The sequence below is a fragment of the Pseudomonas svalbardensis genome (assembly GCF_030053115.1).
GTDB classification, from domain to species: domain Bacteria; phylum Pseudomonadota; class Gammaproteobacteria; order Pseudomonadales; family Pseudomonadaceae; genus Aquipseudomonas; species Aquipseudomonas svalbardensis.
The window spans coordinates 5,898,459-5,917,889 of sequence record NZ_CP125619.1; the positions used below are offsets into that span (position 1 = coordinate 5,898,459).

The 19,431-nt window shown below is 60.3% G+C and carries 24 protein-coding genes; 14 read left to right on the forward strand and 10 right to left on the reverse strand.

Annotation, left to right across the window (positions count from 1 at the left end):
- Positions 1–14 precede the first annotated feature (14 nt).
- A complete protein-coding gene (locus tag QFX16_RS27300; protein ID WP_007897943.1) occupies positions 15–1,019 on the forward strand; it encodes an aspartate carbamoyltransferase catalytic subunit in 1,005 nt (334 codons plus the stop codon).
- Complete coding sequence (locus QFX16_RS27305) at positions 1,016–2,287, forward strand: dihydroorotase (RefSeq protein ID WP_008152614.1); 1,272 nt, start codon at positions 1,016–1,018, stop codon at positions 2,285–2,287. Before QFX16_RS27300 ends, QFX16_RS27305 begins: the two co-directional genes overlap by 4 nt.
- An 87-nt stretch (positions 2,288–2,374) precedes the next feature.
- Here QFX16_RS27305 and QFX16_RS27310 read toward each other — a convergent pair whose 3' ends face one another.
- Positions 2,375–2,806: an NINE protein gene (locus QFX16_RS27310; protein ID WP_283182027.1), complete on the reverse strand. Its 432-nt coding sequence runs from the start codon at positions 2,804–2,806 to the stop codon at positions 2,375–2,377.
- A 249-nt stretch (positions 2,807–3,055) separates the two neighbouring features.
- On the opposite strand from QFX16_RS27310, the gene QFX16_RS27315 reads away from it, so the two are divergent.
- Positions 3,056–3,676 (forward strand): C40 family peptidase, encoded by a 621-nt coding sequence (locus QFX16_RS27315; protein WP_283182028.1) that lies wholly within the window; start codon positions 3,056–3,058, stop codon positions 3,674–3,676.
- 50 nt (positions 3,677–3,726) lie between these two features.
- Here QFX16_RS27315 and QFX16_RS27320 read toward each other — a convergent pair whose 3' ends face one another.
- Complete coding sequence (locus QFX16_RS27320) at positions 3,727–4,761, reverse strand: type IV pilus twitching motility protein PilT (protein ID WP_283182029.1); 1,035 nt, start codon at positions 4,759–4,761, stop codon at positions 3,727–3,729.
- 55 nt (positions 4,762–4,816) lie between these two features.
- Here QFX16_RS27320 and QFX16_RS27325 point away from each other — a divergent pair, with 55 nt between their 5' ends.
- The 10 genes from QFX16_RS27325 (at position 4,817) to QFX16_RS27370 (ending at position 11,927) form a co-directional block, all read left to right on the forward strand.
- On the forward strand, positions 4,817–5,515 hold the full coding sequence (locus QFX16_RS27325; protein ID WP_283182030.1) for a YggS family pyridoxal phosphate-dependent enzyme: 699 nt from the start codon (positions 4,817–4,819) through the stop codon (positions 5,513–5,515).
- 33 nt (positions 5,516–5,548) lie between these two features.
- Positions 5,549–6,367 carry a pyrroline-5-carboxylate reductase gene (gene proC, locus QFX16_RS27330; protein ID WP_283182031.1) on the forward strand — a complete coding sequence of 273 codons (819 nt, stop codon included), beginning with the start codon at positions 5,549–5,551 and terminating at the stop codon, positions 6,365–6,367.
- A 10-nt stretch (positions 6,368–6,377) separates the two neighbouring features.
- Complete coding sequence (locus QFX16_RS27335; RefSeq protein WP_283182032.1) at positions 6,378–6,968, forward strand: YggT family protein; 591 nt, start codon at positions 6,378–6,380, stop codon at positions 6,966–6,968.
- Positions 6,969–6,972: 4 nt separating this feature from the next.
- Positions 6,973–7,269, forward strand: coding sequence for a DUF167 domain-containing protein (locus tag QFX16_RS27340; protein ID WP_283182033.1), 297 nt, complete (start codon positions 6,973–6,975; stop codon positions 7,267–7,269).
- A 288-nt stretch (positions 7,270–7,557) separates the two neighbouring features.
- Complete coding sequence (metX, locus tag QFX16_RS27345; protein WP_283182034.1) at positions 7,558–8,697, forward strand: homoserine O-succinyltransferase MetX; 1,140 nt, start codon at positions 7,558–7,560, stop codon at positions 8,695–8,697.
- Between the two features lie 7 nt (positions 8,698–8,704).
- Complete coding sequence (gene metW / locus QFX16_RS27350) at positions 8,705–9,325, forward strand: methionine biosynthesis protein MetW (protein WP_283182035.1); 621 nt, start codon at positions 8,705–8,707, stop codon at positions 9,323–9,325.
- 26 nt (positions 9,326–9,351) lie between these two features.
- Entirely contained in the window at positions 9,352–9,786 is a 435-nt protein-coding gene (locus tag QFX16_RS27355) for a DUF4426 domain-containing protein (RefSeq protein WP_283182036.1), read from the forward strand.
- Positions 9,783–10,379, forward strand: a complete 597-nt coding sequence (gene rdgB, locus QFX16_RS27360) for an RdgB/HAM1 family non-canonical purine NTP pyrophosphatase (protein ID WP_283182037.1) — start codon at positions 9,783–9,785, stop codon at positions 10,377–10,379. Before QFX16_RS27355 ends, rdgB begins: the two co-directional genes overlap by 4 nt.
- On the forward strand, positions 10,376–11,581 hold the full coding sequence (gene hemW, locus QFX16_RS27365; protein ID WP_283182038.1) for a radical SAM family heme chaperone HemW: 1,206 nt from the start codon (positions 10,376–10,378) through the stop codon (positions 11,579–11,581). Before rdgB ends, hemW begins: the two co-directional genes overlap by 4 nt.
- A gap of 22 nt (positions 11,582–11,603) precedes the next feature.
- On the forward strand, positions 11,604–11,927 hold the full coding sequence (locus QFX16_RS27370; RefSeq protein WP_283182039.1) for a DUF3392 family protein: 324 nt from the start codon (positions 11,604–11,606) through the stop codon (positions 11,925–11,927).
- Positions 11,928–12,059: 132 nt separating this feature from the next.
- On the opposite strand, the gene trmB is transcribed toward QFX16_RS27370, so the two are convergent.
- The 4 genes from trmB to QFX16_RS27390 form a co-directional block, all read right to left on the reverse strand.
- Entirely contained in the window at positions 12,060–12,785 is a 726-nt protein-coding gene (trmB, locus tag QFX16_RS27375) for a tRNA (guanosine(46)-N7)-methyltransferase TrmB (protein ID WP_111448446.1), read from the reverse strand.
- Between the two features lie 9 nt (positions 12,786–12,794).
- Positions 12,795–13,589, reverse strand: coding sequence for a thiazole synthase (locus tag QFX16_RS27380; RefSeq protein ID WP_150767690.1), 795 nt, complete (start codon positions 13,587–13,589; stop codon positions 12,795–12,797).
- A 60-nt stretch (positions 13,590–13,649) separates the two neighbouring features.
- Positions 13,650–13,850, reverse strand: coding sequence for a sulfur carrier protein ThiS (gene thiS, locus QFX16_RS27385; RefSeq protein ID WP_007897898.1), 201 nt, complete (start codon positions 13,848–13,850; stop codon positions 13,650–13,652).
- Between the two features lie 90 nt (positions 13,851–13,940).
- Complete coding sequence (locus QFX16_RS27390) at positions 13,941–14,312, reverse strand: DUF423 domain-containing protein (RefSeq protein ID WP_283182040.1); 372 nt, start codon at positions 14,310–14,312, stop codon at positions 13,941–13,943.
- A 74-nt stretch (positions 14,313–14,386) separates the two neighbouring features.
- Between QFX16_RS27390 and mtgA the strand changes: the two genes are divergently transcribed.
- Complete coding sequence (gene mtgA / locus QFX16_RS27395; RefSeq protein ID WP_283182041.1) at positions 14,387–15,109, forward strand: monofunctional biosynthetic peptidoglycan transglycosylase; 723 nt, start codon at positions 14,387–14,389, stop codon at positions 15,107–15,109.
- 67 nt (positions 15,110–15,176) lie between these two features.
- On the opposite strand, the gene rpoH is transcribed toward mtgA, so the two are convergent.
- The 4 genes from rpoH to ftsY all read right to left on the reverse strand — a co-directional run bounded on the left by rpoH (position 15,177) and on the right by ftsY (position 19,373).
- Positions 15,177–16,031 carry an RNA polymerase sigma factor RpoH gene (rpoH, locus tag QFX16_RS27400; RefSeq protein WP_283182042.1) on the reverse strand — a complete coding sequence of 285 codons (855 nt, stop codon included), beginning with the start codon at positions 16,029–16,031 and terminating at the stop codon, positions 15,177–15,179.
- 113 nt (positions 16,032–16,144) lie between these two features.
- Positions 16,145–17,167, reverse strand: coding sequence for a permease-like cell division protein FtsX (gene ftsX, locus QFX16_RS27405; protein WP_283182043.1), 1,023 nt, complete (start codon positions 17,165–17,167; stop codon positions 16,145–16,147).
- Positions 17,164–17,835: a cell division ATP-binding protein FtsE gene (ftsE, locus tag QFX16_RS27410; protein WP_283182044.1), complete on the reverse strand. Its 672-nt coding sequence runs from the start codon at positions 17,833–17,835 to the stop codon at positions 17,164–17,166. The genes ftsX and ftsE overlap by 4 nt, the downstream gene beginning before the upstream one ends.
- Positions 17,832–19,373, reverse strand: a complete 1,542-nt coding sequence (gene ftsY / locus QFX16_RS27415) for a signal recognition particle-docking protein FtsY (RefSeq protein WP_283182045.1) — start codon at positions 19,371–19,373, stop codon at positions 17,832–17,834. The genes ftsE and ftsY overlap by 4 nt, the downstream gene beginning before the upstream one ends.
- Between the last annotated feature and the right edge of the window lie 58 nt (positions 19,374–19,431).

Here is a 19,431-nt window from a genome sequence, read left to right on the forward strand (position 1 = left end):
GAGTCCCCCTCGCGATGACGCCTCTAGAAACCAAGCGCCCGCTGCAGCTCAATGATCAGGGCCAGCTGCGCCACTTCCTCTCGCTCGACGGTTTGCGCCGCGAGCTGCTGACGGAAATCCTCGACACCGCCGACTCGTTCCTCGAAGTCGGCGCCCGGGCGGTGAAGAAAGTCCCGTTGCTGCGCGGCAAGACCGTGTGCAACGTGTTCTTCGAGAACTCCACCCGCACCCGCACCACCTTCGAACTGGCCGCCCAGCGGCTGTCGGCGGACGTGATCACCCTGAACGTGTCCACGTCATCGGCGAGCAAGGGCGAAACCCTGCTCGACACCCTGCGCAACCTGGAAGCCATGGCCGCCGACATGTTCGTCGTGCGTCACGGTGATTCCGGCGCGGCGCACTTCATCGCCGAACATGTCTGCCCGCAGGTGGCGATCATCAACGGCGGCGACGGCCGTCACGCCCACCCGACCCAGGGCATGCTCGACATGCTCACCATCCGTCGGCACAAGGGCGGTTTCGAAAACCTTTCCGTAGCCATCGTCGGCGACATCCTGCACTCGCGGGTGGCACGCTCGAACATGCTGGCACTGAAAACCCTCGGTTGCCCGGACATCCGCGTGATTGCGCCGAAAACCCTGCTGCCGATCGGCATCGAGCAATACGGCGTGAAGGTTTACACCGACATGACCGAAGGCCTGAAAGACGTCGACGTGGTGATCATGCTGCGCCTGCAGCGTGAACGCATGACTGGCGGCCTGCTGCCGAGCGAAGGTGAGTTCTACCGCCTGTTCGGCCTGACCACCGCGCGCCTGGCCGGCGCCAAACCGGATTGCATCGTCATGCACCCGGGGCCGATCAACCGCGGCGTGGAAATCGAGTCGGCGGTGGCCGATGGCCCGCACTCGGTAATCCTCAATCAAGTCACCTACGGCATCGCGATTCGTATGGCTGTGCTGTCCATGGCCATGAGCGGGCAGACTGCCCAGCGCCAATTCGAGCAGGAGAACGCCCAGTGAAGCTCAGCATTCTCGGTGCCCGCGTCATCGATCCGGCCAGTGGCCTGGATCAAGTTACCGATATCCATATTGAAGCCTGCAAGATCATTGCCCTTGGCGCCGCGCCGGCCGGTTTTGTCGCCGTCGACACCCTCGACGCCAAAGGCCTGGTCGCCGCCCCTGGGCTGGTTGACCTGAACGTCGCCCTGCGCGAGCCGGGCTACAGCCGTAAAGGATCAATCGTCAGCGAAACCCGCGCCGCCGCAGCCGGTGGCGTCACCAGCCTGTGCTGCCCGCCGAAAACCAAACCGGTGCTGGACACCTCGGCCGTGGCCGAACTGATCCTCGACCGCGCCCGCGAGGCCGGCAACACCAAGGTTTTTCCGATCGGCGCCCTGAGCAAAGGCCTGGACGGCGAACAGCTGGCCGAACTGGTTGCCTTGCGCGATGCCGGTTGCGTGGCCTTCGGCAACGGTCTGGACAGCTTCCGCAACACCCGCACGCTGTGCCGGGCGCTGGAATACGCCGCAACATTCGACCTGACGGTGATTTTCAACTCTCAGGACCATGACCTGGCCGAAGGTGGCCTGGCCCACGAAGGCCCGACCGCCAGCTTCCTCGGTTTGCCGGGCATTCCCGAAACCGCCGAAACCGTGGCTCTCGCGCGGGATCTGCTGCTAGTCGAGCAAAGTGGCGTGCGCGCGCACTTCAGCCAGCTCACCAGCGCACGTGGCGTGGCCCTGATCGCTCAGGCCCAAGCTCGCGGCCTGCCGGTGACGGCTGATGTCGCCCTGTATCAGCTGATCCTGACCGACGAAGCGCTGATCGACTTCAGCAGCCTCTATCACGTCCAGCCACCGCTGCGCACCCGCGCTGACCGCGACGGCCTGCGCGAAGCGGTGAAATCGGGTGTGGTATCGGCGATCTCCAGCCATCACCAACCCCACGAGCGGGATGCCAAACTGGCGCCGTTCGGGGCCACCGAGCCAGGCATCAGCAGCGTTGAACTGCTGTTGCCGTTGGCAATGACGCTGGTGGAAGACGGTTTGCTGGACCTGCCAACACTGCTGGCACGTTTGAGCACCGGACCTGCCGAGGCGTTGCGCCTGCCGGCGGGCAAACTGGCGGTAGGGGGACCGGCGGACATCGTGCTGTTCGATCCGGCGGCTTCGACCGTGGCCGGTGAGACCTGGCTGTCCAAAGGCGAAAACTGCCCGTTCATTGGCCACAGCTTGCCGGGCGTGGTGCGTTACACCTTGGTGGATGGGCGTATTAGCCACCAGGCGTAAGCCCGCGTTGCGGCAATCGCGAGCAAGCTTTGCTCCTACGGGGTTGTGTATGAACACCCTGTAGGAGCATGGCTTGCCAGCGAAGACTTACTGGAAGGCGCCTCTGTTCTGCGCATTGCGAATCGACACCTGATCATTCAGCGTCCAGAAGTCATACAGCACCCCCAGAAAGAACAACCCACCCGTCACCAGGTACAGCAATCCGCTGATCCACTTCCCCTGATACATCCGGTGCACGCCGAACACCCCAAGAAACGTCAGCAGAATCCACGCAACGTTGTACTCAATAGGCCCGGCGGTAAAACGCAGGTCCGCTTCACGATCCATGGCCGGGATCAGAAACAGGTCGATCAGCCAACCGATACCCAACAAACCTAAGGTGAAGAACCAGATCGTCCCGGTCACCGGCTTGCCGTAATAGAAGCGATGAGCGCCGGTAAAACCCAAAATCCACAGCAGGTAACCGATCACTTTGCTGTGGGTATCTTGTTGCGGATCGGACTGTTGATAGGTGTTCATGAAGGTCCTCGTTTCATACGATAGATAAATATTCTTGAATTCTTTGTGACTTTTTTACAGGTGGCCGACGTATGGCATCTGCTACCTTGTGTCCCGTCAAAGCCTTATACCACCTGACTTCTGTCCGACAATTGCGTCAATTTTCTGCTTATTTGGTTCCGTTGTCCGAAAGTTGAATCGACCAACGGCCTCGGAAGGGCCAAAAAAGCTGTTATAAAGTTGCGCGCTAACTTATATGAGCCTTGCCTAATGCGTCCATTTTTCAAGACATGGCTAACCATTTGCCTTTTGATGCCACTGGCCGCCCACGCCACCAATCGTGAGCAACGTCTTCCTGACGTTAATGGTTACACCCAAAAATCCCATGTTTCTGCTCCTTCGAGCAAAAACAAACAATCCGCAAAACGCGCTCCCCAGTTGAGCAGCAGCAAAAGCAGCCTTGTACCGCCGATGGCGAGCAAGGAAAGCAGCAACGTGCTGAGCCGCGCCGTAAACGTCCTGGGTACTCCGTACCGTTGGGGCGGCAGCAGCCCAAGTAAAGGGTTCGACTGCAGTGGCCTGGTGAAATACGCGTTTAACGACGCCACGTTTGACCTGCCGCGCACCTCCAACGCCATGGCCAGCGGTCATGGGGAGAAAGTCGATCGCAAGGATCTTAAGCCTGGCGACCTGATTTTCTTCAACATCAAGAGCCGTCGGGTCAATCACGTTGCCATCTACCTGGGCAACGACCGCTTCATCCACGCACCACGTCGTGGCAAGTCGGTGACCATCGACACGCTGAAAAAACCCTACTGGGAAAGCCACTACGTGGTTGCCAAGCGGGTTATGCCGAAAGAGAAGAACACCCTGCAGGTTGTTCAGCGCTGATTTGAAGCAAGATCAAAAGATCGCAGGCTGCGATCTTTTGCTTTTAAGCCTCAAAAACCATCCGGCGTGCGCGCCTTCTCCCGCGCATGCTCGCGGCTGATCAAGCCCTTGCTCACCAGCTCCTTCAAGCACATATCCAGCGTCTGCATCCCCAGGTTTCCCCCGGTCTGAATCGACGAGTACATCTGCGCCACTTTATCTTCGCGGATCAGGTTACGGATCGCCGACGTGCCGAGCATGATTTCGTGGGCCGCGATCCGCCCGCCGCCGATTTTCTTGACCAACGTCTGCGACACCACCGCCAGTAACGACTCGGAAAGCATCGAACGAACCATCGACTTCTCGTCCCCCGGAAACACGTCCACCACCCGGTCGATAGTTTTCGCCGCTGATGTCGTGTGTAGCGTGCCAAACACCAGGTGACCGGTTTCGGCGGCGGTCAACGCCAGGCGAATGGTCTCGAGATCCCGCATCTCCCCCACCAGAATCACGTCCGGGTCCTCCCGCAGGGCCGAGCGCAGCGCCGTGGCGAAGCTGCGTGTATCGCGATGGACTTCACGCTGGTTGATCAAACATTTGCGCGACTCGTGGACGAACTCGATCGGGTCTTCGATGGTGAGGATGTGGTGATGACGATGGGTGTTCAGGTGATCGATCATCGCCGCCAGGGTGGTGGATTTGCCGGAACCGGTCGGACCGGTCACCAGCACCAGCCCCCGCGGCGCTTCGGTAATCTTGCGAAACACCTCCCCCATACCGAGGTTGTCCATGCTCAGGACCTTGGACGGAATGGTCCGGAACACCGCGCCAGCACCGCGATTGTGGTTGAACGCGTTAACCCGAAAACGCGCCACGCCGGGCACGTCAAAGGAGAAGTCGGTCTCCAGGTGCTTTTCGAAGTCCACCCGCTGCGTGTCGTTCATGATGTCGTAGATCAGCGCCTGCACCTGCTTGTGGTCCAAGGCCGGCAGGTTGATGCGCCGCACATCGCCGTCGACCCGAATCATCGGTGGCAGGCCGGCAGACAGATGCAAGTCGGACGCGCCCTGTTTCGCGCTGAAAGCCAGCAGCTCAGTGATATCCATAGCGTTCCTCAATTCCAGTAGAATGCCGCGAACCTTCAGCCGCCGGCGCCTCTTGATGTCCACGATAGCAGACAACATCGCTCAGGTTAGTTCACGCATCCACGCCGCTGCCGTCGCCGCAAAACGCGACGAAGACAGCGTCCAGCTGCTGGCTGTGAGCAAGACCAAGCCCGCCGAAGCCCTGCGCGAAGCGTATGCTGCGGGGCTGCGCGATTTTGGCGAGAACTACCTGCAGGAAGCCCTGAGCAAACAGCTCGAATTGGCCGACCTGCCCTTGATCTGGCACTTCATCGGCCCCATTCAATCGAACAAGACTCGCGCTATCGCCGAGCACTTCGCCTGGGTGCATTCCGTGGATCGTTTGAAAATCGCACAACGCCTGTCCGAACAACGTCCTGCCGATTTGCCGCCACTGAACATCTGCATCCAGGTCAACGTCAGCGGTGAAGCCAGCAAGTCCGGCTGCACCCCGGCCGACCTGCCGGCCCTGGCCAACGCCATCAGCGAACTGCCCCGCATCAAACTGCGCGGGTTGATGGCAATCCCCGAGCCGACCGAAGATCGCGCCGCCCAGGATGCCGCTTTTGCTGCCGTACAAAGCCTGCAAGCCAGCCTGAACCTGCCGCTCGACACACTTTCCATGGGCATGAGCCACGACCTCGAGTCGGCCATCGCCATGGGCGCCACCTGGGTCCGTATCGGTACGGCCCTGTTTGGTGCTCGCGGCTCTCAACAAATGCATGGCCAGCCATAACGTGGCTGACTCCTCTCTTTATAAGGACCTGACATGAGCAAGACTCGTATTGCCTTTATCGGTGCCGGCAACATGGCAGCCAGCCTGATCGGCGGCCTGCGCGCCAAAGGTCTGGACGCCGCGCAGATCCGCGCCAGTGATCCGGGCGCTGAAACCCGCGCTCGCGTGAACGCTGAACACGGTATCGACGTGTTCGCCGACAACGCCGACGCCATCCAGGGCGCCGAAGTCGTCGTACTGGCGGTCAAACCCCAAGCGATGAAAGCCGTCTGCGAAGCGCTTCGCCCAAGCCTCAAGCCGAATCAACTGGTGGTCTCGATTGCGGCCGGCATCACCTGCGCCAGCATGAACAACTGGCTCGGCGCCCAACCGATCGTGCGTTGCATGCCCAACACCCCGGCGCTGCTGCGTCAGGGCGTGAGTGGTTTGTTCGCCACGGCTGAAGTGAACACCGAGCAACGCAAACAGGCGCAAGAACTGCTGTCCGCCGTCGGCATCGCACTGTGGCTGGATGAAGAGCAACAACTGGACGCGGTCACCGCCGTTTCCGGCTCGGGCCCTGCGTACTTCTTCCTGCTGATCGAAGCCATGACCGCCGCCGGCGTAAAGCTCGGTCTGCCAGCAGACATCGCCGCACAACTGACCCTGCAAACCGCTTTGGGCGCTGCTCACATGGCCGTGGCCAGTGACGTCGACGCTGCGGAACTGCGTCGCCGCGTGACCTCGCCTGCGGGCACGACGGAAGCGGCGATCAAGTCGTTCCAGGCCGGCGGCTTCGAAGCCCTGGTAGAAAAAGCACTCGGCGCCGCTGCGCACCGCTCGGCCGAGATGGCCGAACAATTGGGTCAATAAGGAGCCTTACATGATTGGATTGAACACTGCAGCGGTCTACGTGCTGCAAACCCTCGGCAGCCTGTACCTGCTGATCGTGCTGCTGCGCTTCGTACTGCAACTGGTACGCGCAAACTTCTACAACCCGCTCTGCCAGTTCGCCGTGAAAGCCACTCAGCCGCTGCTCAAGCCGTTGCGCCGGATCATCCCGAGCATGTTCGGCCTGGACATGTCCTCGCTGGTGCTGGCGATCCTCGTGCAACTGGCGCTGATGGCCCTGACCCTGCTGCTGACTTACGGCACCATCGGTAACCCGCTGCAATTGCTGATCTGGTCGCTGATCGGCGTGACCGCGCTGTTCCTGAAGATTTTCTTCTTTGCCCTGATCATCAGCGTGATCCTGTCCTGGGTCGCACCGGGCAGCCATAACCCTGGCGCCGAGCTGGTGAACCAGATCTGCGAACCGGCCCTGGCGCCGTTCCGCAAGATTCTGCCAAACCTTGGCGGCCTGGATATCTCGCCGATCCTGGCGTTCATCGTACTCAAGCTGATCGACATGCTGGTGATCAACAACCTCGCTGCCATGACGATGATGCCGGAAATCCTCCGTCTGCTGATCTGACCCGGTGAGCTACTTTCGCTGGGACGGTGACGACCTGATTCTGGAGTGTCACCTGCAACCGGCGGCCCGCAGCGATGATTTCTGCGGGCTGCATGGGGATCGATTGAAGATTCGCCTGACCGCACCGCCGGTTGAAGGCAAGGCCAACGCGTATTTGATGGCATTTCTGGCCAAGGCGTTTGGGGTTTCCAAGAGCCAGGTGAGTTTGATTAGCGGCGAGTTGAACCGGCAGAAGCGGGTGCGGATATGTTCGCCGAAGAAGTTGCCGGATTTGCCGGGTTTGGTGCTGCGTTCGCTTTGATTGTGTGTTGAGCGGAAGAACCACCCCTCACCCCAGCCCTCTCCCCAGTGGGGAGAGGGGGAAAGGGAGCAGATTTGTGTGCTTTTCAAGACTGAATTCGACTCGGTAGCTCAGGTCGATGTAACTCGAAAAAACACCTCGGTCAGTCCCCTCTACCCTCTGGGGAGAGGGTTAGGGTGAGGGGTAGATCCAATGCCGAGCACCCATTTCCCAAACACCTCGGCCTTAGCTTGCTGCTAAAGGCAGCGGTCTTTAGACTTACGCCTCATTTCAACGAGAGCAGGGTCGATGCCAACTGCCTTTCCCCCCGATTCTGTTGGTCTGGTGACGCCGCAAGTGGCGCACTTCAGCGAACCCCTGGCCTTGGCCTGCGGCCGTTCGCTCCCAGCTTATGACCTGATCTACGAAACCTACGGCACGCTGAACGCCGCGGCGAGCAACGCCGTGCTGATCTGCCACGCCTTGTCCGGTCATCATCACGCTGCCGGCTTCCACAGCCCCGACGACCGCAAACCCGGTTGGTGGGATAGCTGCATCGGCCCCGGCAAGCCGATCGACACCAACAAATTCTTCGTGGTCAGCCTGAACAACCTCGGCGGTTGCAACGGCTCTACCGGCCCGAGCAGCGTCAATCCTGAAACTGGCAAGCCGTTTGGCGCCGACTTCCCGGTGTTGACCGTGGAAGACTGGGTTCACAGCCAGGCACGCCTGGCAGACCTGCTCGGCATCGGCCAATGGGCCGCCGTGATTGGCGGCAGTCTCGGTGGCATGCAGGCGATGCAGTGGAGCATCACTTACCCGGATCGCATTCGCCACTGCCTGGCCATCGCCTCGGCCCCCAAGCTGTCGGCACAGAACATTGCCTTCAACGAAGTGGCGCGCCAGGCGATCCTCACTGACCCCGAGTTCCACGGCGGTTCGTTCCAGGAAGCGGGCGTGATCCCCAAGCGTGGCTTGATGCTGGCGCGGATGGTCGGGCACATCACGTACCTGTCCGACGACTCCATGGGCGAGAAATTCGGCCGGGGCCTGAAGAGCGAAAAGCTCAACTACGACTTCCACAGCGTCGAATTCCAGGTCGAAAGCTACCTGCGTTATCAGGGCGAAGAGTTCTCCGGGCGTTTCGACGCCAACACGTACCTGCTGATGACCAAGGCGCTGGACTACTTCGATCCGGCGGCGAACTTCGACGATGACCTGGCGAAAACCTTCGCCAACGCCCAAGCCAAGTTCTGCGTGATGTCCTTCACCACCGACTGGCGCTTCTCCCCTGCCCGCTCGCGGGAACTGGTAGACGCGCTGATGGCGGCCAAGAAAGACGTCTGCTACCTCGAGATCGACGCTCCGCAAGGCCACGACGCCTTCCTGATTCCGATCCCGCGCTACTTGCAGGCATTCAGCAATTACATGAACCGCATTACGTTGTGAGAAAGCCATGAGAGCTGATCTGGAAATCATCCAGGAATGGATCCCCGCCGGTAGCCGCGTACTCGACCTCGGCTGCGGCGATGGCGAATTGCTGACCTGGCTGCGCGATAACAAGCAAGTGACCGGCTATGGCCTGGAAAACGACCCGGACAACATCGCCGAGTGCGTGGCCAAGGGCATCAACGTGATTGAGCAAGACCTGGACAAGGGCCTGGGCAACTTTGCCAGCAACAGCTTCGACGTCGTGGTCATGACCCAGGCGCTGCAAGCCGTGCATTACCCGGACAAGATCCTCGACGAAATGCTGCGGGTCGGTCGCCAGTGCATCATCACCTTCCCCAACTTCGGTCACTGGCGCTGCCGCTGGTACCTGGCGAGCAAGGGCCGGATGCCAGTGTCCGATTTTCTGCCGTACACCTGGTACAACACGCCGAACATCCACTTTTGCACCTTCGAAGACTTTGAAGCGTTGTGTCGCGCACGTGAAGCCAGGGTCATTGATCGGCTTGCCGTGGATCAACAGCACCGTCACGGGTGGGCCAGTAAGCTATGGCCTAATCTATTAGGTGAAATCGGTATTTACCGCGTCAGCAGCCCAGGGCTGCAAGACCACAAGGTCGCGGTCTGAGTCACCACACTTCGAGGAGAACGATCATGGGTCGACTAGCGCTGTTTGTACTTACTGCCTGCCTGAGCGTCACCGCCATGGCCGCCGACGTCATTAAAGGCGAGCGTAAAGAAACCTTTGGCGATGTAACGGTGCACTACAACACCTTCAACTCCACCTTCCTGACACCGGATATCGCCAAAGCAGCCGGGCTGACACGAAGCAAGAACCAGGGTGTGATAAACGTCTCCGTGCTCAAGGATGGCAAGCCAATGACCGCTGAAGTCAACGGCACGGTCAAAGACCTCACCAGCCAAAGCGTTTCGTTGAAATTCAAACAGGTCACCGAACAGGGCGCTATCTACTACATCGCGCAATACCCGGTCGATCAGCAGGAAACACGTACCTTCCAGGTCAACGTGAAGAACGGCGATAAAACCAACACCATCAATTTCAACCAAGAGCTCTTCCCCGGCGAATGATCAACTTCACGCAACTTGTGCTGGCCAGCCACAACGCCGGCAAACTCAAGGAACTTCAGGCCATGCTCGGCGAATCGGTGCAACTGCGCTCGATTGGCGAGTTCAGCAGCGTCGAACCTGAAGAAACCGGCCTGTCGTTCGTCGAGAACGCCATCCTCAAGGCCCGCAATGCCGCGCGCATCTCCGGCCTGCCAGCGCTGGCCGACGATTCGGGGTTGGCAGTGGATTTCCTTGGCGGTGCGCCGGGTATCTACTCGGCTCGATACGCCGATGGTCAAGGCGATGCGGCGAACAACGCCAAACTGCTTGATGCGTTGAAAGACGTGCCGCAAGCCGAGCGCGGTGCGCAGTTCGTCTGTGTGCTGGCGCTGGTGCGTCATGCCGACGATCCGTTGCCGATTATCTGCGAAGGCCTGTGGCACGGACGAATCCTGCCAGCGGCCAGCGGCGAACACGGTTTTGGTTACGATCCGCTGTTCTGGGTGCCGGAGCGCGATTGCTCCAGCGCCGAACTGAGCCCGAGCGACAAGAACCTCATCAGCCACCGCGCCCGTGCAATGGATCTGCTGCGCCAGCGTCTGGGCCTGAAATGATCCACGACTCATCCGCGTCGCCGCTGATCTTCGGCGGCGCCGCCCAATCGCCTCGGGCCGCCCTGCCTGTGCTGCCGCCCCTGGCGTTGTACATCCACATTCCGTGGTGTGTGCGCAAATGCCCTTATTGCGACTTCAACTCCCACACCGCCAGCCCGGTGTTGCCGGAAGAAGAATATGTGGACGCGCTGCTCGCCGACCTCGATCAGGACCTGCATGCCGTCTACGGCCGTGAGCTGAGTTCGATCTTCTTTGGCGGCGGTACGCCGAGCCTGTTCAGCGCCGAAGCCTTGGGCCGCTTGCTCAAGGGCGTCGAGCAACGCATTCCGTTTGCCAGCGACATCGAAATTACCCTGGAAGCGAATCCCGGGACGTTCGAACAAGAGAAGTTCGTCGCCTACCGGGCGCTGGGCATCAATCGCCTGTCGATCGGCATTCAGAGCTTTCAGGAAGAGAAACTCAAAGCGCTGGGGCGGATTCACAACGGTGACGAAGCGGTACGTGCCGCCGGCATGGCCCGTCAGGCCGGGTTCGACAACTTCAATCTGGACCTGATGCACGGTTTACCCGATCAGTCCCTGGACGACGCCCTGAGCGATCTGCGCCAGGCCATCACCCTGAAGCCGACCCACTTGTCCTGGTATCAGCTGACCCTGGAGCCGAACACGGTGTTCTGGAACCAGCCGCCGACGCTGCCGGAAGACGACACGCTGTGGGACATTCAGGAGGCCGGTCAGGCGCTGTTGGCCGAGCACGGTTACGCGCAATACGAAGTTTCGGCGTATGCCCAACCCGGTCGTCCGGCGCGGCATAACCTCAATTACTGGAGTTTCGGCGACTTCATCGGCATCGGCGCCGGGGCTCACGGCAAGCTCAGCCATCCGGACGGGCGCATCGTCCGTACCTGGAAGACCCGCCTGCCCAAGGATTACCTCAACCCGGCGAAAAGCTTCAAGGCCGGCGAGAAAGCGCTGACCAATGATGAGATGCCGTTCGAGTTCCTGATGAACGCGCTACGCCTGACCGAGGGCGTGGAATCGCGGCTGTATCCGGAACGCACCGGGATGCCCCTGGAAAGCCTCGCCGAACACCGCCACGAAGCCGAACAAAGTGGCTTGTTGCAGGTCGAACCGTCACGTCTGGCGGCCACCGAGCGCGGACAACTGTTTCTCAATGACTTGCTGCAGACATTTCTGAGCTGATTTCAGCCCTAAGGGAAAACGAATGGATTTGATACTCGACCTGCTCGCCACCGCGTCCCGCTGGAGCCGTAGCAACCTGTCTGAAATCGCTCTGGCACTGGTGGGCAGCCTGCTGGTGTTGTTTGGTGCCGATATCAAAGGCTGGGTCGACCAACGCCTGGGCAGCATCGCCGGCGCCTTGCGCGTGCCGCTGATGGCCCTGCTGTGCATGATCGGCAGCGGCGTCGCGCTGATCTACGCCACGCCGTGGATCATCAAAGGCCTGAGCCAGTTCAACAACTACAGCCTGGCGCCGGTGTTGTTGGTGGTGCTGGTGTTGATCGGCGTCGTCGCAGACCGCCGCTGATTCCAGAACAGCACACAAAACAAATGTGGGAGTGAGCCTGCTCGCGATGAGGGCCCGACATTCAACATCTTCGTTGACTGTCAAACCGCTATCGCGAGCAGGCTCGCTCCCACAGTTGGTATTGCGTAGGGTTTAAGACTGTTTTTCGAACTTCAGGTCCCACACGCCATGCCCAAGTCGTTCGCCGCGGCGTTCGAACTTGGTGATCGGGCGCTCGGTCGGACGCGGGACGCATTTGCCATCTTCGGCCAGGTTGCGATAACCCGGCGCGACGTTCATCACTTCCAGCATGTACTCGGCATACGGTTCCCAGTCAGTGGCCATGTGCAGCACACCGCCGACCTTCAACTTGCTGCGCACCAGCTCAGCGAACGATGCCTGAACGATACGGCGCTTGTGGTGGCGACTCTTGTGCCATGGGTCCGGGAAAAACAGCATCAGGCGATCGAGGCTGTTGTCGGCCACGCAGCGGTTGAGCACTTCGATCGCATCGCAATCGTAGACCCGCAGGTTGGTCAGGCCCTGAGTGAGCACGCCATTGAGCAGCGCACCAACACCCGGACGGTGCACTTCCACGCCGATGAAATCCTGCTCTGGCGAGGCCGCGGCCATTTCCAGCAGCGAGTGGCCCATGCCGAAACCGATTTCCAGCGAGCGCGGCGCCGAACGGCCAAACACCTGATCGAAGTCCACCGGCGCGTCGGCCAGAGGCAGCACGAACAGCGGCGTACCCTGTTCCAGACCGCGTTGCTGGCCTTCGGTCATGCGCCCGGCGCGCATCACGAAACTCTTGATGCGGCGGTGTTGGCGCTCGTCGCCTTCTTCCGTCTGGATAGGCGTGTCGTTTGATTCAGTCATCAATGGCTCTTACTTGATCAGACCATCCAGCGGCGAGGAGGCGCTGGCATAGAGTTTTTTCGGCATGCGGCCGGCGAGGTAGGCCAAGCGACCTGCAACGATGGCGTGTTTCATGGCTTCAGCCATCATGACCGGCTGCTGGGCATGGGCGATGGCCGAGTTCATCAGCACCGCTTCGCAACCCAGTTCCATGGCGATAGTGGCGTCGGAGGCGGTACCGACACCGGCGTCCACCAGCACAGGGATCTTGGCTTCTTCGAGGATGATCTGCAGGTTGTACGGGTTGCAGATCCCCAGGCCCGTGCCGATCAGGCCGGCCAGCGGCATGACCGCGATGCAGCCGATTTCCGCCAGTTGACGGGCGATGATCGGATCATCGCTGGTGTAGACCATCACGTCGAAACCTTCCTTGACCAGCACTTCGGCGGCCTTGAGGGTTTCGATCACGTTGGGGAACAGGGTTTTCTGATCCGCCAGCACTTCCAGCTTCACCAGGTTGTGGCCGCCGAGCAGCTCACGGGCCAGGCGACAGGTGCGCACCGCCTCGGTAGCGTCGAAGCAACCGGCGGTGTTAGGCAGGAAGGTGTAGCGATCCGGCGACAGGACTTCGAGCAGGTTCGGTTCGCCCGGGTTCTGGCCGAGGTTGGTGCGGCGCACGGCGAAGGTGACGATCTCGGCACCCGAGGCTTCGATGGCCAGGCGGGTTTCTTCCATGTCGCGGTACTTGCCGGTGCCTACCAGCAAACGCGACTGGTAAGTACGACCGGCCAGGACGAAGGGCTTGTCGCTACGAACGATGCTCATGGGAAATCCTCTGTAGGAGTGAGGTTCTTGCAGAATTCTGTGCCCTTATGGGCCGGACGACTAGCCGCCGCCGATGGCGTGGACCACCTCGACGGAATCGCCGTCGTTCAGCGTGGTTTCCGCATGCTGGCTGCGCGGGACGATATCCAGATTGAGTTCGACCGCCACCCGGCGTCCGGTCAGTTCCAGACGGGTCAGCAGGGCCGCAACGGTTTCACCGTCGGGCAGTTCAAGGGATTCGCCGTTCAACTGAATGCGCATGCCGAATGCCGCCATCATTTTTAGGGGCTGGCATTCTAGCCCGATCAGTCTTGGCGACCCAAGCCATTCGTCATGAAATGGACCACCCGGTCAGCTCAACCGCCAGGCGGCAAGCCCCAGACAGAACCAGCCGACCAGAAATGCCAGCCCGCCGAAGGGGGTGATGATCCCGAGCTTGCTGACGCCGGTCATGGTCAACAGGTACAGACTGCCGGAAAACAGCAGGATGCCGACGACAAACGATGCACCCGCCCAGGTGATCAGGCGACCGGGAATCTGCGTGACCAGCAGCGCAACGCCCAGCAAGGCCAACGTGTGCACCAATTGGTAGGTCACGCCGGTGTGGAAAATCGCCAGGTACTCGGGCGTCAGACGGCTTTTCAAGCCATGGGCGGCGAACGCGCCAAGGGCAACGCCGGTGAAGCCGAAGAAAGCGGCCAGCATCAGAAAGCCACGCAGCATGAAGAACTCCAGTCAGACTCGATCCACAGGGTCTGTATAATGGCCCGCTCAACGGGTTCGGCCAAGCCATCTCTATGCTGCGTTTATTTTTGCGACGATTCACGAAGGCCCTGCTCTGGTTCGCGGGTGGCAGCGTATTACTGGTGCTGATCTTTCGCGTGGTACCGCCACCGGGAACGGCGTTGATGGTCGAGCGTAAGGTCGAATCCTGGTTCGACGGCGAGCCCATCGATCTGCAGCGCACCTGGAAACCCTGGGATGAAATTTCCGATGACCTGAAAGTCGCAGTGATTGCCGGCGAAGATCAAAAATTCCCGGAGCATTGGGGCTTTGACTTTGGCGCGATCCAGGCCGCACTGGCCCACAACGAACTCGGCGGAACGATTCGCGGCGCCAGCACCTTGAGCCAGCAGGTCTCGAAGAATCTGTTTCTATGGTCCGGCCGCAGCTGGCTGCGCAAAGGCCTGGAAGCCTGGTTTACCGGGCTGATCGAAGTGTTCTGGCCCAAGCAGCGAATACTTGAGGTGTACCTCAACAGTGTCGAGTGGGATGACGGTGTGTTTGGCGCTGAAGCAGCAGCCAGGCATCACTTTGGTGTCGGCGCTCGCTCGCTGACCCGGCAGCAGGCCAGTTTGCTGGCGGCGGTGCTGCCTAACCCGCGGGTGTGGAGCGCCAGTCATCCAACTAACTACGTCGCACGGCGAGCGGGATGGATTCGACAGCAGATGAGTCAGCTCGGTGGCGATAGCTACCTTGTAGGAATCAATGATTCACGCCGCGTACCTTGGGCTCAGTGACCTTTTGATCCACAAACAAAAACGCCCCGATCAATGATCGGGGCGTTTTTTTATGCCGGAGCTGCGGTTAGGCGGCAATCGACATCTTGAGCTTGTTCATCGCGCTCTTCTCGAGCTGACGAATACGCTCGGCCGACACGTTGTACTTCTGCGCCAGGTCATGCAGCGTGGCTTTTTCTTCCGCCAGCCAGCGCTGGTAGAGGATGTCGCGGCTGCGGTCGTCCAGCACTTCGAGCGCTTCGTGCAGGTTGTGGTTGGAGTTGTCGCTCCAGTCGGCATCTTCCAGCTGACGGGCCGGGTCGTACCGGTGGTCTTCCAGATAGTTGGCCGGCGATTGGAAAGCACTGTCGTCGTCCGCTTCCGTGGCCGGGTCGAAGGCCATGTCATGGCCGGTCAGGCGACTTTCCATCTCACGCACTTCCCGAGGCTCTACACCGAGGCTTTCCGCCACACGATGGACTTCCTCGTTGTTCAGCCACGCCAGACGTTTCTTCTGGCTGCGCAGGTTGAAGAACAGCTTGCGCTGGGCCTTGGTGGTCGCGACTTTCACGATCCGCCAGTTGCGCAGGATGAACTCGTGGATTTCCGCCTTGATCCAGTGCACGGCAAAGGACACCAGGCGCACACCCATTTCCGGGTTGAAACGCTTCACGGCCTTCATCAGGCCGACATTGCCTTCCTGGATCAGGTCAGCCTGAGCCAGACCGTAGCCTGAATAGCTACGGGCGATATGTACAACAAAACGCAGGTGGGCGAGCACCATCTGCCGAGCCGCCCCCAAATCCTGCTCATAATAGAGACTCTCGGCCAGTTCACGCTCCTGCTCCGGCGTCAGCAATGGAATGCTGTTCACGGTGTGCACATAGGCCTCCAGGTTCGCACCCGGGACCAGAGCATATGCAGGTTGCAAAGAATTGGTCATACGAAAAAACCTCCGACTTACATAACTCGTGCAGTTCAGCACTGCGAAAATTGACCGGAAACCGAAAGACAAGTTCCCATAAACGCTGAAAGGTCAATACGAGCAAAATGATATTACTTTGGCGCAAGCTCCCGCAGGTGGCGTGCGACTGCAATCCATGCACCGATATACCCCAACAGCACCGCGCCAAGCAAGAGCGACAGACCGTCGGCAGCTGGCACTCCGGCCAGCGCAAAATCACTGCCATACAGACCGGCCAGCCCAACTACCGCGTCGTTCAGCCAGTCAAGGCCGAACGCCAATACGCCCCAGGAAAGAATCCCCGCACCGAAGCCATAAAGCGCACCCATATACAGAAAGGGCCTGCGCACATAGCTGTCAGTGCCGCCGACGAGTTTAATCACTTCTATCTCTGTGCGGCGGTTTTCAATATGAAGACGAATGGTATTGCCTATCACCAAAAGTAATGCAGAAACCAGAAGCACGGTCAGACCGAAGACAAAACGGTCACCCAACTTGAGGATCGCTGCCAGACGCTCGACCCAGACTAGATCAAGTTGCGCCTGTTGTACCTTGGGCAGCTCGGAAAGTTTTTGTCGTAATGCTTCAAGCGCGGGCTTGTCGACTTCGTTCGGGGTGACCAGCACCACGCCCGGCAGCGGGTTTTCCGGCAGTTCCTTGAGCGCCTCACCCAGACCTGACTGCTGCTGGAACTCTTCCAGCGCCTGATCGCGGCCGACATATTCAGCATCAGCTACGCCAGGCATGCCTTTGATCTGCTCGCGCAACGACTCGCCTTCAGCGGGGCTGGCCTCGATTTGCAAATACAGGGAAATCTGCGCCGCACGCTGCCAGGAACCGCCGAGACGCTCGACGTTACTTAGCAAAAGTGACAGGCCCATCGGCAAACTCAGGGCAACCGCCATTACCATGCAGGTGAAGAAGCTACCGATTGGCTGCTTGCCCAAACGACGCAAGCTATCGAGCAGGCTGGCGCGATGACTCTCGACCCAGGCACGGAACAGTGTGGCGAAATCCGGACCGTCATCATCGTCGCGTTTTTTCTTCTGCGGTTGCTGATCGGCGGCCTTCGGGGCCACGCGCTCGGAAACCTTGGGGCTGCGTGTCGCACTCATACGCCGGCCTCCCCGTCGCCGATCAACCGGCCGCGTTGCAGGGTCAGCATGCGGTGTCGCATGCGGGCGATCAGTGCCAGGTCGTGACTGGCAATCAGCACGCTGGTGCCCAGACGGTTGATGTCTTCGAACACGCCCATGATTTCGGCCGCCAGACGCGGATCGAGGTTACCGGTCGGTTCGTCCGCCAGCAGCAAGGCCGGGCGGTGAACGATGGCGCGGGCGATGCCGACGCGCTGCTGCTGACCGGTGGACAGGTCGCCAGGGTACAAGTCGGTCTTGTCCGACAGCGCCACGCGCTCCAGCGCCGAATCCACGCGTTTGGCGATCTCGGCCTTGGACAACCCAAGGATCTGCAAGGGCAGCGCGATGTTGTTGAACACCGTGCGATCGAACAACAGCTGGTGATTCTGGAACACCACGCCGATCTGGCGCCGCAGGTAAGGAATCTGCGCGTTGCTGATGGTGCCAAGGTCTTGCCCCGCCAGCAGCAACTTGCCAGTGGTCGGACGCTCCATCGCCAGCAGCAGGCGCAACAAAGTGCTTTTACCTGCGCCAGAGTGCCCGGTCACAAACAAAAACTCGCCCCGACGGACTCGAAAGCTCAGCTCATGCAAGCCGACGTGGCCGTTCGGGTAGCGTTTACCGACCTGTTCGAAACGAATCATGAACGCTCCCGCTCGGCAAACAATGCCTGGACAAAGGGTTCTGCTTCAAAAGTACGCAAATCATCGATGCCTTCACCGACGCCGATGTAGCGAATCGGCAGGCCAAACTGCTTGGCGAGGGCGAAAATCACCCCGCCTTTGGCGGTGCCATCGAGCTTGGTCAGCGCCAGGCCTGTCAGTTCGACGGTCTGGTTGAATTGTTTGGCCTGGCTGATCGCGTTCTGTCCTGTACCGGCATCAAGCACCAACAGCACCTCGTGAGGCGCGTCGGCGTCGAGCTTGCTGATCACCCGGCGAACCTTCTTCAGCTCTTCCATCAAGTTGTCTTTGGTGTGCAAACGACCGGCGGTGTCGGCGATCAGCACGTCAATGCCACGGGCCTTGGCGGCTTGCACGGCATCGAAGATAACCGAAGCCGAGTCAGCGCCGGTGTGCTGGGCGATGACCGGGATCTTGTTGCGCTCGCCCCAGACCTGCAATTGTTCGACGGCGGCGGCGCGGAAGGTATCGCCGGCCGCGAGCATGACTTTCTTGCCTTCGAGCTGCAGCTTCTTCGCCAGTTTGCCGATGGTGGTGGTCTTGCCGGCACCGTTGACGCCGACGACCAGGATGACGAACGGCTGGGTCTGCGAAGTGATTTTCAGCGGTTGCTCGACGGGCTTGAGCATCGCCGCCAATTCCGCTTGCAGGGATTTGTACAGTGCGTCGGCATCGGCCAATTCTTTACGGGCGACCTTCTGGGTCAGACGCTGAATGATCACCGAAGTCGCCTCGACGCCCACATCGGCGGTCAGCAGACGGGTTTCGATGTCCTCGAGCAGCTCGTCATCGATGATCTTCTTGCCCAGGAACAGGCTGGCCATGCCTTCGCCGATGCTGGCGCTGGTCTTGGACAAGCCTTGTTTCAGGCGGGCGAAGAAACCGGCTTTGGTTTCTTCGGTACGCACAGGCTCGGCAGGCGCTTCGATGGGAACGACAGGTGCGGCGGCAACGGGAGCGACGGGAGCGACGGGAGCGATGGCCGGAGCCGGCGCTTGGACAACCGGAGCAGCCGGAGCAACCGGAGCAACGAATGCGGGCACCACAGGTTCTGGAACAACCGGTTCAGGCTCGGCCACCACCACTGGCGTGACAACCGACTCAACCACTGGCGCTTGAACGGGCTCAGGAGCAAACGCAGTCGGCGCTGGAATCGGCGGCGTAACGTGCGGCGCCAGCTCATCTTCGACCAATGCCACCGGCTCTTCCGCCACGGGCAACGTCAGCCATGGCTCGGCAACGGGCGTGAGCGGCACCTGGGCCACGACTTCAGCGACAACATCAGGCTCAGGCTCGATGGCCGTTTGCAGCACCGGTTCGGCGATCGGCAGGACAACCGGCGCGGGTTCTTCTTCTATTACCGGCGCAGGCGTGGGCTCAGGAAGTGGCTGTGGCTGTTCGACGACGGGTTCCTGCGGCTTTTTGCGCAGCCATCCGAACAGGCTTTTCTTCTCACCAGCCGCAGCTGGGGCTTTCTTGTCGTCGTTGGAACCAAACATGGAGGACGGCTATCTCACGGTAGCGACGCGCCAAAGGGCGCCTCGGCAAATAAATATT